At 60.9% G+C, this 14,769-nt stretch carries 11 protein-coding genes; 4 read left to right on the top strand and 7 right to left on the bottom strand.

What is annotated here, in order from left to right; all coding sequences use genetic code 11:
- Positions 1-43 precede the first annotated feature (43 nt).
- From AB8B02_RS23380 to htpX, 3 genes are all read right to left on the bottom strand, one after another.
- A complete protein-coding gene (locus AB8B02_RS23380; protein WP_439065306.1) occupies positions 44-466 on the bottom strand; it encodes a hypothetical protein in 423 nt (140 codons plus the stop codon).
- Positions 467-653: 187 nt separating this feature from the next.
- Entirely contained in the window at positions 654-1,739 is a 1,086-nt protein-coding gene (locus tag AB8B02_RS23385; RefSeq protein WP_439065307.1) for a DUF4892 domain-containing protein, read from the bottom strand.
- A gap of 158 nt (positions 1,740-1,897) precedes the next feature.
- Positions 1,898-2,830 (bottom strand): zinc metalloprotease HtpX, encoded by a 933-nt coding sequence (htpX, locus tag AB8B02_RS23390; protein WP_439065308.1) that lies wholly within the window; start codon positions 2,828-2,830, stop codon positions 1,898-1,900.
- A gap of 191 nt (positions 2,831-3,021) precedes the next feature.
- Between htpX and AB8B02_RS23395 the strand changes: the two genes are divergently transcribed.
- Positions 3,022-4,248 carry an LLM class flavin-dependent oxidoreductase gene (locus AB8B02_RS23395; protein WP_439065309.1) on the top strand — a complete coding sequence of 409 codons (1,227 nt, stop codon included), beginning with the start codon at positions 3,022-3,024 and terminating at the stop codon, positions 4,246-4,248.
- A gap of 106 nt (positions 4,249-4,354) precedes the next feature.
- Here AB8B02_RS23395 and AB8B02_RS23400 read toward each other — a convergent pair whose 3' ends face one another.
- Positions 4,355-5,128: a DUF4886 domain-containing protein gene (locus AB8B02_RS23400; RefSeq protein WP_439065929.1), complete on the bottom strand. Its 774-nt coding sequence runs from the start codon at positions 5,126-5,128 to the stop codon at positions 4,355-4,357.
- 150 nt (positions 5,129-5,278) lie between these two features.
- Between AB8B02_RS23400 and AB8B02_RS23405 the strand changes: the two genes are divergently transcribed.
- Entirely contained in the window at positions 5,279-5,575 is a 297-nt protein-coding gene (locus AB8B02_RS23405) for a hypothetical protein (protein ID WP_439065310.1), read from the top strand.
- Here AB8B02_RS23405 and AB8B02_RS23410 read toward each other — a convergent pair.
- Together AB8B02_RS23410 and AB8B02_RS23415 are read right to left on the bottom strand one after the other, a co-directional pair.
- Positions 5,556-6,065 carry a cupin domain-containing protein gene (locus AB8B02_RS23410; RefSeq protein ID WP_439065311.1) on the bottom strand — a complete coding sequence of 170 codons (510 nt, stop codon included), beginning with the start codon at positions 6,063-6,065 and terminating at the stop codon, positions 5,556-5,558. The two genes, AB8B02_RS23405 and AB8B02_RS23410, sit on opposite strands and share 20 nt — an antisense overlap.
- A gap of 17 nt (positions 6,066-6,082) precedes the next feature.
- The gene (locus tag AB8B02_RS23415; RefSeq protein WP_439065312.1) at positions 6,083-6,925 is read right to left on the bottom strand and encodes an SDR family NAD(P)-dependent oxidoreductase; all 843 of its coding nucleotides are present in this window, start codon (positions 6,923-6,925) and stop codon (positions 6,083-6,085) included.
- Positions 6,926-7,170: 245 nt separating this feature from the next.
- On the opposite strand from AB8B02_RS23415, the gene AB8B02_RS23420 reads away from it, so the two are divergent.
- Positions 7,171-8,859 carry a methyl-accepting chemotaxis protein gene (locus AB8B02_RS23420; protein ID WP_120288065.1) on the top strand — a complete coding sequence of 563 codons (1,689 nt, stop codon included), beginning with the start codon at positions 7,171-7,173 and terminating at the stop codon, positions 8,857-8,859.
- A gap of 44 nt (positions 8,860-8,903) precedes the next feature.
- Here AB8B02_RS23420 and AB8B02_RS23425 read toward each other — a convergent pair whose 3' ends face one another.
- Entirely contained in the window at positions 8,904-9,704 is an 801-nt protein-coding gene (locus AB8B02_RS23425; protein ID WP_439065930.1) for a transglutaminase-like cysteine peptidase, read from the bottom strand.
- 447 nt (positions 9,705-10,151) lie between these two features.
- Between AB8B02_RS23425 and AB8B02_RS23430 the strand changes: the two genes are divergently transcribed.
- Positions 10,152-14,699, top strand: a complete 4,548-nt coding sequence (locus AB8B02_RS23430) for a cadherin-like domain-containing protein (RefSeq protein ID WP_439065313.1) — start codon at positions 10,152-10,154, stop codon at positions 14,697-14,699.
- The last annotated feature ends 70 nt before the right edge of the window (positions 14,700-14,769 follow it).

The following is a 14,769-nucleotide window of genomic DNA, read 5'->3' on the forward strand; positions in this document are numbered from 1 at the left end:
CATCGCGCTTTATCGTCAGCACATCGCTGTGCCGCGAGGCTGATCAGGCCGACATGACGTAGGGGATGCTGCCGATAATGGCGGCAAGCTGGAATGCGTTCGACAGCATGCCACCCCAATGCATCCGTCGGAGCCGGCGCACGGCCTCGGCATCACCGGCGTCTCGTGCGCTCATCTGACTATCCATCCGCCGCAAGAACCAGCCCCGCGCCCAGATCGCAAAAGCCGCGATCAAGCCGACGCCGATGGTGAAAACCAGTCGACCAGCCAGTGCAAAGGCCGTTGTCGCGATGACACCGGCGATAGCGACCATCAGGAAATAGGAACGGAACAGGCCCCGCAGCAGCTGTGTCACTTCCGGGATATCCAGCCTCACCAGCAGAAAGGCCGGTGACGACAGCAGAAAGAAGCCCATCGAGAAAATCAGAAGGACCATAGAGGCCAAGGCGACGGCATCGGGCGTCATGCAATTACCCTTCTATCTGTCCGGGCAACAACCTTTCCATCAACTTCCGATACCAATATCCCCGTCTGCTTCTTTAGCACTATTGGGCTTTGGTCGAATCTGGAGAGATATCTCTTCTCCAACAGAACAGCGCCTATCCGAAGGACCTCACACCGGCGAGCCCACCCACCCCCAACATCCGTTGCGATCAGTTCAGCTTGACGACTTCCACACGCCGGTTCTTGGCGCGGCCGTCATCCTGGTCATTCGATGCTGCAGGTGCGAGCATGCCGACACCGGCTGCGCGCAGGCGCTTGCCGTCTGCACGGAAGCTCGTAGTGAGCGCTGCGACCACCGACTCGGCGCGGCGGCGCGACAGATCGAGATTGTAGTCATAGGCGCCCTGATTATCGGTATGGCCAACGATCAGCACGGCGAGCTTCGGATCCGACGACAGCAGACCTGCAATCTCCTGCAGGGTCGGCGATGATTCCGGCTTCAGGTCGGCCTTGCCTGTATCGAAGAATATTCCGTAAAGGGCAACGCGGCCGGTAGAGCCGATGGTCTTCGCCATCTCGTCGGCCTTTACCACCACCATCTTCTGCTCACGCGGCTTCGGCTCGACGATATGCACGACGGCCACGGTGCGTTCGTTGAAGGCCTTGCAGTAGAGATCGTCCTTCACGAGATAAGTCTGCACGGTGACATAGGCTTCGCCGCCAGCTTGCGGGATCTTGGCAGCGAAGAAGCGCTGATCGTCGAGATGAGACGCCATGGCGCATTTGCCATTGGAGAAATCACCGTCTTTCAACTGCGCCTCAGTGACGAAATACATCAGCAGGCTCATATCGCCGCCGCCGCCCGCAGCCGAGCGCGTCGGATCGCCGCCGCAGTCATCGGTCTTGCAGCTATAGAGCACCTCGCCGCCGGCTGCCTTGACCACATCCTGATAGTTCCGCAGCACTTCGAGCGGCGAGCGGTTGGCCGGCAGCAGATAGGTGATGCGCGTGCGTGCGCCTTCCACTTCAAGCAGCTTGTTCGGCTTGTAGACCTGATTGTTCATCCGATCGCGATCGCTATCACTCGTCTTTTCGAGCTTCGACAGCGGGATGGTGAAGTCAGTGAAGGCGAGACGCTCATAGCTGATGATGAAGGAGCCGTCGTAACGCTTCAGCAGCGCACTATCCCGGGCACCGGGAATATCCTTGTTGGGAATCGTCGCATCGGCCTGTGCCGCACACGCACCGAACAGAACAACAAGCCAACCGTCAGAATGCGTCCGAGCATGAGTCATGCGTCCCCGTTTCAGGAGCGCACACGATGACGATTTGGGACATGTAAACAAGCGGACTAAAGCGCAGCGAATGGCCGCGCAGCCATGTAGCCATGTCCGGTTTTCATTGAACCGGACGATGCTGCGCGGCGACCAATCTCGTTAAGTCCAAACGGGTTTTAGCCCCACGGACCGCGCGGACGCGACTGACCGCTGTTCCACGGGCCAGTTGCTTGAGGCGCGGATCGCGTCGATACCTGCGACTGAGCACCCATCTGCCCCGCAAGCTGCTGCAGCGCTGCGATTCGATTTTGCGTCGCCGGATGCGTGGTGAACAGATTGTCCATGGCACGCCCCGACAGCGGATTGATGATGAACATATGGGCGGTCGCCGGCGCACGCTCGGCATCCTCGTTGGGAATCTGATGCGCGGCGTTGTCGATCTTGGCCAGTGCCGAGGCAAGCCACATGGGCTGGCCGCAGATCCGCGCGCCCATCTCGTCGGCAGCATATTCGCGCGTCCGGCTGATCGCCATCTGCACCAGCATGGCGGCGAGCGGCGCCAGGATCATCAGCGCTATCTGGCCGATCATGCCCGGGCCATTATTGTTGCGGTTGCCGCCGAAGAACATGCCGAACTGCGCGATCATCGAGATCGCACCGGCGATGGTGGCGGTGATGGTCATCAGCAGCGTGTCGTGATGCTTGATATGCGCGAGCTCATGCGCCACCACGCCGGCGAGTTCCTCGCGCGTGAGCTGCTGCATCAGACCGGTGGTCACGGCAACGGCGGCGTTCTCCGGATTCCGGCCGGTCGCAAAGGCGTTCGGCTGCGGATTGTCCATGATGTAGATCTTGGGCATCGGCAGGCCGGCATTCTGGGCGAGTTCGCCGACCATGCGATACAAGTCCGGCGCGTTGCTGATATCGACCGGCTGGGCGCCGTGCATCGACAGCACCGCGCGGTCCGAATTCCAGTAGGCGAACATGTTCATGCCGGCGGCGACCACCAGTGCGATCATCGCACCCGACGCGCCGCCCATGAGATAGCCGACACCCATGAACAGGGCGGTCATGCCAGCCAGCAGAATCGCGGTTTTGAAGTAGCTCATTGGTCCTCCTGCCCGCCTGCGGAAAACGCTGCGGTGCAGGCATCAAATGGTGATCCGCCCGATCGTTCCGCAAGACGGCATTGTGCGGCAGCGCGTCGCGGCCATGCAGCGGACTGCATTGAATGCCGCGACATGTGGCCATAGGCTGCGCGCAACGAAAACATTAAAAAACATTACAAAGAGGAAACACTATGGCTCGCGTGAAGTTCGGCGCCTTTCTCGCACCGCATCATCCGATCGGCGAACATCCGATGCTGCAGTTCCGGCGGGACCTCGATCTCGTCGAGCAGCTCGATGCGCTCGGCTACGATGAATTCTGGTGCGGCGAGCATCATTCGTCGGGCTGGGAGATGATCGCCTCGCCGGAAATGTTCCTCGCCGCGGCAGGCGAACGTACCAAGCGCATTCGCCTGGGGACCGGCGTGATCTCGCTGCCCTATCATCATCCCTACAATGTCGCGCAGCGCATGGTGCAGCTCGACCATATGACCGGCGGCCGCGCCATTTTCGGTTCCGGCCCCGGGGCTCTCGCTTCCGACGCGCATACACTCGGCATCGACCCGATGACCCAGCGCGATCGCCAGGACGAAGCCATCGCCATCATCCGCCGTCTGTTCAACGGTGAGCGCGTCACCGCGAAGAGCGACTGGTTCACCATGAACGACGCCGCGCTGCAGATCCTGCCTCTGCAGGAGGAGATGCCCCTCGTGGTTGCGTCGCAGATCTCGCCGTCGGGGATGACGCTGGCCGGCAAATACGGCATCGGCATCATCTCGCTCGGCTCGATGTCGACGCAGGGATTGATGGCACTGCCGACGCAATGGGGCTTTGCGGAGGACGCAGCCAAGAAGCACGGCACCACGGTGGATCGCGCCAACTGGCGCGTGCTGCTGTCCTGGCACATCGCCGAGACGCGCGAACAGGCCGCGCGCGAGGCCGGCCCCGGCCTGATGCGCTGGCACAACGAATACAATGTCGGCACGCTGCAGCGGCCGGGCCTCCAGCCCTTCACCTCGCCCGAGGACGCAGTGGAAAAGACGGCGGGCGGCGAGAATGCGGCCTCGACCATCGGCACGCCGGATGACCTCATCAAGACCATCAAGAACCTGATGCAGGTTTCCGGCGGTGTCGGTACCATCATCGGCTTCGTGCATGACTGGGCCAATCCGGAAAACACGAGGCGCAGCTGGGACATGGTGGCGCGCTATGTAGTGCCAGAGATCAACGGCTACATCGCATCACTGCGCAAGTCGCAGCAATTCGTGATCGAGAATCGCGAGGTGTTCGAGCGCGCGGGGCAGGCCGTGATGGCCAAGATCATGGCCAACGAGAAAGCAGCTGCGGCATTGCCGCTGACGGGGCCGGGACGCGTGGCGATTCCACTCGTCAATGCACCGGATCTGCAGAAGAAGGGTTAGTAGAATTCCGTCATGCGCGGGCTTGTCCCGCGTATCCACGTCTTAAACCACCAGGCAAAGACGTAGATGGCCGGGACACGCCCGGCCATGACGGAGAATGTGGCACTCACTTCCCGTAATAATCCTGCGCCGTTTCCCACGCCGCCGTCTGCAGCATCTTCGCAGTCGCTTCATCGAGACCCGCGAGATACGGATTGCCCACCGGCGAGCGGCCCGTCAGCGCGGCGAAGACCACGCAGGACGCAAGGTATGTGCCTGCCATGCTCGGATGACGCCTGTCGGGCTGGTACAGATTGAGCTCGGGCTGCTTCGCGCGCACCCTCGCAAATGCCAGACCTGCCGGAATCACCAAGGCATTGTTATCATTACCGGCGACCGTATAGGCCTCGGCCAGTTGCTGCGTCATCTCCGGCTTGTCTTCATAGGCCCAGGACATGAAGAAGACCGGTTTCGCGCCATGCGCCCTGACGATGTCCGCATCCTTTTTCGCATATTCAGTAAAGACCGACTTCAGCTTGGGATGGATCGGGCACTGGCTGCAATCCATCATGATCGCAGCATCGAACAGCCGCTCCCGCTTATTGAAGATGATGTTGTTATTATCATCGAAGGAATAGGACGCGATGGCGTTGGGGCGGAAATAACTCTCGACATCGTGCCATTCGAAGCCGGAGCCGCCGATGGTCACCGAGGTCGCCTGATAGCTCGTCCTGTTGGCGGGGTCGGCAGCGCGCACCATCCCCAGCACGTGGCTGTGCATGCTGTTGTTGAAATAGAAGAAGCTGTTGCCGATGAAGATCTCGGTCTTGGGGAAATCGGGTCCCAGCGACGTGACCTTGGGTTTGGTCTGCGCTTGCGCCGCAACGGGCACATTGGCCATGGCAGCAAGGGTCGCCACGGCGACAAGCAAGACTCGCAAAGTTCTGGACAATGGAATGTCTCCCGGTTCTTATTATGTGCGGATATGCGTATCGATAGCATAGGTCGGTGCGGATTGCGCCGGCCTCGATCGCGGGAGGCAGACAGCGCCATGCCCCATGAGCTCGATTCCCATGACCTCGATCCCCTGATCCTTGATCTCCTGGAATGGATCGCGCGCGAACCCAGATCCTATGCCGACGTGCTCGATTCATGGCGGACGTCGTGCCCGCGACTGACGGTGTGGGAAGACTGCATCGACCGTGGATTTACCACGCGCATGCACGTCGCCGGGCATGGCTCCGTCGTTCAAGTGACGACCGCAGGTTTGTCCTTCCTGCAACAGCATGGCCGCGTCACGCCAAAGAGGTCAGCCTTGACCACCGCAACTAGTCCAGCGGCATCGTAAGCTGCGCGCCTTCATCAGCCACAAACACTGCGATCAGCTCGGCCGGCTCCGTAGTGCTCGCATTGGCCGAGACGAGATGCGTCGAGCCCGGCGGCTCGAAGAATGACTGCCCAACCTTGAAGGTTTCGACCGGCCCGCCGCCGAGCTGCGAGCGAATCTCTCCCTTGGTGATGTAGGCTATCACCGTGCCGGAATGACGATGCGGCGCGCTGAAGCCGCCGGGGCCATAGGACACGCGCACAATGGTCACGCGCTTTCCCGGCACATTCGGCAGCGCATGCGACGTGATCAGTTCCACCGCATCGCCGGGATTGGCGCTGGAGCCAGCGTTGACGGCGCAAAGCGGCGCCAGAACAATCGACAAGGCGTCCATTGTCGCCGGAAGTGCTTTGCCAAGGGCAATCGCACACATCAGTCCTGCGGCAACGGCAACAGACACATAGCGGGCTTCAGGCAGCCGCGGCGCGATCGCATCGCATGTGATGGACATTCTTTGCTCCCTGCCCATCAGCCGTTGTCCTGGCCGAACGCCTTGCGCATCGCGACATAGCCCTGCTGCTGCTGGCTCCAGTTACGACCGCCGGTGACACCGCCATCGACCACCAGATCGTTGCCGTTGACGAAAGAGGATTCATCGCTGGCGAGGAACACCGCGGCATGGGCGATATCGTCCGGCAGGCCGGCACGCGGGATCGGCTGTGCAGCCTTGAATGCCTCGCGCATCAGCGCCGGCGTCTGCTCGGCTGCTTCCACCGATAGTCCCAGCGCCTTGCCGAAGATTCCGGTCGCAATGGCGCCTGGCGAGATGCTGTTGACGCGCACGCCGCTCTCACCGAGCTCCATCGCCACGCATTTGGTCAGATGGATGACCGCGGCCTTGGCGGCGCCGTAGACCACCGAGGACGAGTAGCCGGCGAGCCGGCCGGCAATACTGCCATTGTTGATGATGCTGCCCGAGCCCTGCTTCTTCATATGCGGGGCGGCATGTTTCATGCCGAGCATGACGCTGCGTACGAGTGTCGCCATCGCCGTATCGAAACGATCGACGTCGAGGCCTTCGATACCACCGGTTTGCGCCGGACCGCCGGCATTGTTGAACAGGCAATCGATGCGGCCGAATTTCTCGACCGCGTGACCGATCAGTGCACTCATCTGCGCTTCATCGGTAACGTCGGTCTGACGGAAACTGCAATTTGCGCCGAGCTTCAAAGCAAGCGCATGGCCTTCCGACGCACGACGCCCGGCAATCATAACTTTCGCACCCTGCGCGATGAAGATTTCCGCCGTACGGTATCCGATGCCGCTCGTTGCACCGGTGATGACTGCAACCTTGTTGTCGAGACGCCCCATATCGTTCCCCCGTTTGTTTTTATGGCCGGCATTTGACGCCCCGAACCTGCGCCCGCGCAAGGCGTATTTTGAGTCAGCGCGACTCGCAGCCCGCTGAATTTGCAGATGAAGCGGCGCACTTTCCAAGCCACAACCGTCGGAGAGTCCCGAGAATTACGATTAAGGAAGTTCTAAGACGCATCTGCGTATCGTGCAGCATTGTACCGCCATCCAAGCATGGCTCGCGATTGCTGGAGACCTTTTCCGTGAAGCTGCTCAATAACCTGCCGATTTCCGCCAAGCTCGGGCTTCTCGTCACCGTCACTCTGATCGGTCTCTGCCTCGCCGGCGTGCAGGCGACGCGCCTCGTCAGCGCCGAGATGCGCAGCTCTCGCATGGAGCAGGTTCTCGCCATCGTCGAAACGGCTCGTAACATGGCGCTCGGTCTGCAGAAGCAGGTGACAGCCGGCGAGTTGACAAAGGATGCTGCAATCCAGGAATTCGTCAAGCGCGCCCGCACGATGACTTATGACAAGGGCAACGGCTACGTCTTCTCCTATGACATGAACGGCATCGCGCTGGTGACGCCGGATCCGAAACAGTTCGGCACCAACCGGCTGGACGTCCCGACCAACGGCCGTGCGCTGACCCGCGAGTTGCGCGACGGCGTCGCCGCCAAGGGCGATGTCACGCTGTATTACGAATACATGAAGCCGGGCACGACCGAATTGATCCGCAAGTTCTCCTATGCGGTTGCCGTGCCCGACTGGAATCTGTTCGTCGGCACCGGCGCCTATCTCGACGACCTCGATACCAAGATGACGCCGATCATCTGGTCACTGGCAACAGCGATCCTCGGTATCGCTGTTGTTGCCGGTCTGATCGCTTGGTTCATCGCCCGCAGTATCACGAGGCCGCTGAGCCAGCTCGGCACCCGCATGCGGGATCTTGCTGACGGCAAGCTGGAAGCCGAGATCCCCGGCGCCGGCCGTCGCGACGAGATCGGTGCGATGGCTACGACGGTGCAGGTGTTCAAGGACAACGCGATCCGCATGCACGGCCTCGAGCAGGAAGAGGTAGCCGTCCAGCAGCGCGTCGCCGCCGAACGCAAGTCGGCGATGAACAGCCTTGCCGATGGCTTCGAGCAAAGCGTCAACGGCGTCGTGAAATCGGTTGCGACGTCCGCGGCCGGAATGCAGGCCACCGCATCGTCCATGACCAACACCGCAAGCGAAACCACCGATCGCGTCGCCAGCGTCAGCATGGCGTCCGAGAAGGCGCTGAACAACGTGCAGACCGTTGCCGCTGCAGCGGAAGAACTGACCGCTTCCGTCGAGGAAATCTCGCGGCAGGTCGCGCAATCGACCGAGATCGCGCGGCAGGCCGTCGGCGAAGCAGACCGAACCAACGCAACGGTTCAGCTCCTGTCCGGCGCAGCCGAGAAGATCGGCGTTGTGGTGCAGCTGATCGACACGATTGCAGCACAGACCAACCTCCTGGCGCTCAATGCCACCATCGAGGCTGCCCGCGCGGGTGAAGCTGGGCGTGGCTTCGCGGTTGTCGCCTCGGAAGTGAAGGCCCTGGCAACCCAGACAGCCAAGGCGACGGAGGAAATCTCGGCGCAGGTTGCCAGCATGCAATCGACGACCGGAGATGCCGTCTCGGCAATCGGCAATATCAGTGCGACCATCGAGAAGATGAGCGAGATTTCGATGGCGATTTCATCAGCTGTCGAGGAGCAAGGCGCTGCGACCCGCGAAATCGCCCGCAACATTCAGGCCGCAGCCACGGGCTCCAGCGAAATCGCCACCAATATCGGCAGCGTCAACGCAGCAGCCTCCGCCACGGGACAAGCGGCCGGCCAGGTGCTCAGCGGCGCGCGCGAGCTCGACGGGCAGGCCAGCATGCTGCAATCGGCGGTGACGGACTTCCTGACCAAGGTTCGCGCGGCCTAAATCAGGCGACCGACTGAAGCTTCGATCGATATGGGCCGTTCCGCTTATAGCGCGGGGCGGCCCGATGTCTTTTTGGCATTGCTTGCCAGCGTGGTCAGAGCTGCTTCATCCGCAACGGGACGCTGCATAGCCGCCAGCAGCGGCGCGTCGACATATTGCCGGATGCCGTTGTGATCCATCACGAAGAGCGGCCGGGTGTTCTTCATGTTGACGTCCTCGACCATCGCCATGCGACGGTTGTCGAGCATGAACCAGCGGCCATCGAGACGGGCGGCCGCAACAGCGTGGTCTTCCTGGCGCAGCGTATCGCGCAGGATCACAACGCGCAGATCCTCGGCCGCGACGCCGGCGGCACGTAATGCGGTGAACTTGGCGATGGCATAGTCCTCGCAATCGCCGGCACCAATGGCGAACAGTGCCAGCGGCGAGCGCCAGACATCCGTTGCGCCATAGAGCACAAGATCATCACCGGGCCGAACCGCCAGATTGATAGCGCGATTGACCTCACCCATACGGGCGCGACCGTCGCGGGCGCTGGCATCGCCAACGATATCCAGAAACTTCGCGGCCTCAGGCGAGCAGCGGACGGGTGTCTCGGCACAAAGCTCGACGGCAAGCTGCTCGTCGTCCTGCTCGCGTTCCACCCCGCGCCATTTGGCTTTGAGCTCGCCTTCCGGCAGCGCCGATGTGGCAAGGCCAAACGGCTCCGCAGGCCGTTCGACTGCGTCGATCGCCTGGTCAGGAAAGGCCGTTCCGGCCAGGAGATCAGCGGGTGCCGCGAAAATCGCCAGCCCCAAGGCCAGCACAGACGCGCAGCGCACCCGCGCAAAAGCAGAAGTCCACATCATAGACGCCCCGTCTGTCCGGGCATCGGCAAGCAGGGCTGCTCGCACGTGACCGGATCATTTGTGGGGCCATCTTGAGGCGGCTAATTTTCGACGAGATTAAAAGGGGTTAGCCGGGTCGGCGAAGTTCGCGGACAGGCTGAAGGGGGGCTAACCGGCTTGACGACAATTTTATCGAAATGGCCGAAAGGCTCGTACGAGAGGGATTATATTACCTCACGCATTCGTTCCAGCGACGTCGATTTCCGGAACCGGGAACACAGCCCGAACTCGGAACATCGTTAACGAAAATTCACTATATGGATCAGTGGTATCCGGATGATTTCACAAAGCGGGCGATAACTTGAAAAAGTGATGCGCAGACGTCCACTATCGCATTGCACCCCGCGGTGGTATGCATGGCTCGCAAATTAGCTAATTAATAACCATAACCATGCGCGGTAGAAATTGAACTACGCGGGTACATTCGATTTTTCGCAATCTGGCGATGCTCCGGCCGAACCAACGGCTGGCGGCGGCAGTATTGGCCATACGTTTTCCGCTCATACGGCCGGTTCCGCGATTGTCGTGCAGGATGCCAACCTGCTGTTCTCCGGCGACTACAAGCGCTCCGGCGTCGATCTCGTGCTGTCCAAGGACGGGCACGAACACGTCGTCTCCGACTATTTCAAGGGTTCGCTGCGCGCAGCTCTGTCGTCGCCCGATGGCGCGCAACTGTCCGGCGACCTCGTCACCGCCCTTGTTGGTGAAGTGCAGGTCGCGCAGCTCGGCGGCGGCGCCACTGCCGCCGCGCAAGTCATTGGTACTGTTAGCAAGCTAGCCGGTAGCGCGACTGCGATCCGCAATGGCGTCTCCGTGATGCTCAATGTCGGCGATCAGGTGCAGAAGGGCGACGTGGTCCAGGCTGGCGCAGACTCATCGCTGACCATGACTTTCATCGATGGCACCGTGTTTGGCCTCTCGGCCAATGCACGCATGGTGCTGAACGAGATGGTCTACGATCCCCAGGGATCGGCGAACTCATCCTTGCTCAGCCTCGTGCAGGGCACGATCACTTTCGTTGCCGGCGAAACCGCCAAGCATGGCAACATGCGCGTCGATACGCCCGTTGCCACCATGGGCATTCGCGGCACCGCCGTGCTGGTCGAAATCGGTTTCGAGGTGCCCGGACAGGGCGGCGCACCGCCGGTGAAATTCCAGGTTCTGGTCGAGCCCAACGGCGTGACCGGCTCTTATGTGCTGTATAGCAAGACCAGCGGCCAGGCGATCGGCACCGTCAATGCGGCCGGTCAGGTCACCAGCGTGCTCGGCAATGGCGATACATCCACAGGCATCGCCGATCCGCTGACGCCGATCGCGCGGGCGATCATTGAGCAAACGCTGCAGACCTATTTCCCGAACTACGTTCCGAACGCCAATCCGCGCAGCAACGGATCCGGCGGCGGATCCGCGCCTGGCGATCCCAATTCGGGCACCAGTCCCGATCCTTTGAAATTCATTCTTCCGGATTATCTGCCTAACCAGCCATATACTGTCCCGATCAAGCTGCAGGGCGATGGTTCCACTACTCCACCGATTGATGTCACCTTCACGCGCTTCAACACCGCGCCGATCGTCACCGTCGCTCCGGTTGTCGTGATGCTGCCGGTCGACAAGACCAGCTTTGAAATCAAGGATCAGGTCCAGATCACCGATCCGGATAGCGGCGACGTTGCGACACCCTATGTACCGGGCACCGCGCATATCATTTCGGCGAGCGGTCCGAGCGGCACACCCACGTCGCTTGACCTCAAATCGCTGGTCACCGTCGATCCACAAACCGGTCATGTCAGTTACGATCCGGCAGCGTTCAAGTTCCTCGCCGCAGGACAGAAGGCCGTCTACACCATCGGCTTCGACAGCCAGTCCGGGCCGGACACGACCCATGAGACGCTGACCTTCACGGTCGATGGCTCCAATGATGCGCCGGTCGTTGCATCTGCGCTGACAGCCGCCGCAACGCAGAGCACTGCCGCCCAGAGCTTCGATTTGCTCGCCGGCGCGTCCGACGCCGATCTCGGCGAAACCGCGACGTTGACCGTGAGTGGTGTGAAATTTTCACTGAACAATGGTGCGCCGACCAACACGCATGTCGGCGTGACGCTCAACGGCACCACGCTGGAAATCGCTCCGAACGCGTTTGCCTATCTCGGCGAAGGCCAGACCGCGACCCTCAGGGTCACCTATAATATCATCGATGCGCATGGCGCGAGCGTGGCGCAGACCGAGACGATTACGATCACGGGCGTCAACGACGCGCCGGTGATCACCGGCTCGTCGATCGCGGTCGTCCTCGGCGGCGTTACGGTGCTGAGCGATACAAGCTTCACGGTCAGCGATCCCGACGGAACGACCGACTTCACTTTCACGGTGAGCAACGTCACTGGCGGCACATTCGAAGTGTGGGACGGCTCCGCATGGGTGCCGGCGACGAATTCCGTGTTTCAGCTCCTAAGTGTAACCAACGAGACGGGCTCCTCCGAGACCTCCTACGCCTTCACGAGCGACCAACTCGCCCAACATCATGTCCGTTTCGTCAGTGACGGCAGCACGAGTCAGCCTACTTTCACCGTGCAGGTCGACGATGGCAGCAGCCACAACAATCTCAGTGCCCTCTATGAGGGCACGGTCGCGCCCAGTGAAAACCATGCGCCGGTTGTCGAGGGTGATGTCGCGCTCACGGCCATCGCGGAAGACCACTGTCTGGTCATCACAGAAGCGCAGCTGCTGGCAAATGCCACGGATGCCGACGGCCAGACGCTGCACGTGACCGGCCTTGAAATTGCGAACGGCTGCGGAACGCTCACCGCAAACGAAGACGGCACCTGGACCTTCACGCCTGCGGCCAATTTCAACGGACCGGTGTCGTTTACGTATCGGATCTCCGACGGCGTGACGTCGGTTGATGGCCATGCGGAGCTTGCCGTCACGCCGGTCAATGATTTGCCCAGCGGCAAGGTCACGATCTCCGGAACATTCCAAGAAGGCGCGACGATCACCGCCCAGACTGGCAGCGTGGCCGATGTCGATGGACTGGGGACGTTTCACTACCAATGGTATCGCTCGAGCCCCGGCTCCAATGCACCCGTCGCGATTTCGCAGGCCACAGATAGCAGCTACGTCCTCACTGCCGCAGATGTCGGCGTGACCGTCTATGTTATCGTCAGCTACACCGACGGCGGTGGAACCGCCGAGATGGTTGGCAGTGGCCCAACCGATGTGATCCTGGCTGCGCCGCCGCCCTACGGAGCGTCCAACTATTGGACTGGCGCCGTCAACAGTGACTGGAACACGCCGGGCAACTGGTCCCTCGGAATCGTCCCGACGGCAGACGAGATCGTCTACATCAATACGGGGACAGTTACCTTCAATCTCAACGGCCTGCTGGAAATCGCCGGGCTTCACATCGGAGCCCAGGCCGAGCTCGATTTGACCGGCACCGGAACGCTGAATGTCACCGGCACACTGGTGAACGACGGCGATATCCAGCTCGCACCGGGCACGACGCTCGAAGTCCACGGCGTCGTGCAAAACACCGGCACGCTGCTGGTCGATGATCACACGGCCGGCGCAACCCTGCTGATCCATGGCACGGTCACGCTCGATGGCGAAGGCACCGTGACGCTCGACGGAAGCGCCGACCGGATCACCGGCGACTCGCTCAGCTCGAAACTCATCAATGCCGACAACACAATCAACGGCTATGGCAAGCTCGGCGACGGCAAGCTCAGCATCGTCAATCAATGCGACGGCAAGATCATCGCATCCGACTGCTCGCACGCACTGATTATCGACACCGGCAAGGGCAGCCTGATCAACTTTGGTTTGATCGCGTCGATGGCCACCGGCGGTCTCGAAATCAAAGGCGATCTGGTCAATTACGGGACCATCGAAGCCTATGCCGGCCTGTTCGAGATCGGCGGCAATGTCACCGGCCACGGCACCGCGAAAATCAGCGGCGGCAATCTCGAATTCGGCGGCTGGTCGGATGCCAATGTGACATTCTCCGGCGTCAGCAGCGACGAATTGATCCTCGACCGTGGCTCTCACTTTGTCGGCACGGTATCCGGTCTGTCCTATGGCGACACGATCGACCTGAAGGGCATCTCGCCCTGGCAGCTCTGGTTCGACCAGCACGACGGCGTCGTCGATGTGCATTACGGCTGGGGCAAGAACGACTATTTCACGCTGACCGATCCAGGCGTGCTGAAACATCTCGACATCGACTCCGACCATCACGGTGGCACCGAGATGACCTGGAGCAATGACGCGCCCGACATCAATACGTCGTCGGCTGAGCTTTCCAAGCTCCACGGCGGCTATTTCAAGATTTCCGATGTGTCCGTGTGGGACAAAGATTGGTCCAGCGGTGAGAACTATAAGCTGGACATCAACGGCACTGTGGTGAAGTCGGGATCACTCTCGTCTATTGATCATTATCTCGAAGATGGTTTCACCTTCAAACCAACCAGTTCGGAAACGCCTCAAGCGACCGTTGCCGTCACCGTCACTGACGGATTCGGCGCTAGCGAACATGTCAATTTCATCTTCAATACAGCACCTCTCCAGTCCAATACGCAGGTGTCACTGAACGGCACGACCGGAAATGACGTTATCTTCGCAACGGTCAACAAAGATACGCTGACGGGTGGCCATGGCTCGGATCAATTCGTCTTCGGGTCGCATAGTGGATCGATCGATAGGGATATCGTCACGGACTTCGAGGTCGGCACCGACAAGATCGTGCTCGACCACATTCGTGGTGTGCCCAATCTTTCAGGCCCCTTCGGCGATTTGAAGCTGACCCTTTGGGAGCTGTCTGGCGGAATCGAGCAGAAGGGAACCAATACCCTGATCCATCTCGATGGCGGTGACACGCTGCAACTCAATAACGTGCACATGTCCCAGCTGCACGCCAGCGACTTCATCGTCCACCCCTATTCCAACGTGGCGTAACGCGGCACCGTTAACCGTCCCGCGGACAGCACCTGCACAAGTCGCCTGACTGATGGCATAATGGCTGTCA

Origin of the sequence: Tardiphaga sp. 862_B3_N4_1, assembly GCF_051811085.1 — a bacterium.
Lineage (GTDB): Bacteria > Pseudomonadota > Alphaproteobacteria > Rhizobiales > Xanthobacteraceae > Tardiphaga > Tardiphaga robiniae.

Bases quoted from the DNA above. Each gene is read 5' to 3' on its own strand.
- AB8B02_RS23380 (WP_439065306.1), bottom strand. From the start codon at position 466: ATGACGCCCGATGCCGTCGCCTTGGCCTCTATGGTCCTTCTGATTTTC.
- AB8B02_RS23385 (WP_439065307.1), bottom strand. From the start codon at position 1,739: ATGACTCATGCTCGGACGCATTCTGACGGTTGGCTTGTTGTTCTGTTC.
- htpX (WP_439065308.1), bottom strand. From the start codon at position 2,830: ATGAGCTACTTCAAAACCGCGATTCTGCTGGCTGGCATGACCGCCCTG.
- AB8B02_RS23395 (WP_439065309.1), top strand. From the start codon at position 3,022: ATGGCTCGCGTGAAGTTCGGCGCCTTTCTCGCACCGCATCATCCGATC.
- AB8B02_RS23400 (WP_439065929.1), bottom strand. From the start codon at position 5,128: ATGGCCAATGTGCCCGTTGCGGCGCAAGCGCAGACCAAACCCAAGGTC.
- AB8B02_RS23405 (WP_439065310.1), top strand. From the start codon at position 5,279: ATGCCCCATGAGCTCGATTCCCATGACCTCGATCCCCTGATCCTTGAT.
- AB8B02_RS23410 (WP_439065311.1), bottom strand. From the start codon at position 6,065: ATGTCCATCACATGCGATGCGATCGCGCCGCGGCTGCCTGAAGCCCGC.
- AB8B02_RS23415 (WP_439065312.1), bottom strand. From the start codon at position 6,925: ATGGGGCGTCTCGACAACAAGGTTGCAGTCATCACCGGTGCAACGAGC.
- AB8B02_RS23425 (WP_439065930.1), bottom strand. From the start codon at position 9,704: ATGTGGACTTCTGCTTTTGCGCGGGTGCGCTGCGCGTCTGTGCTGGCC.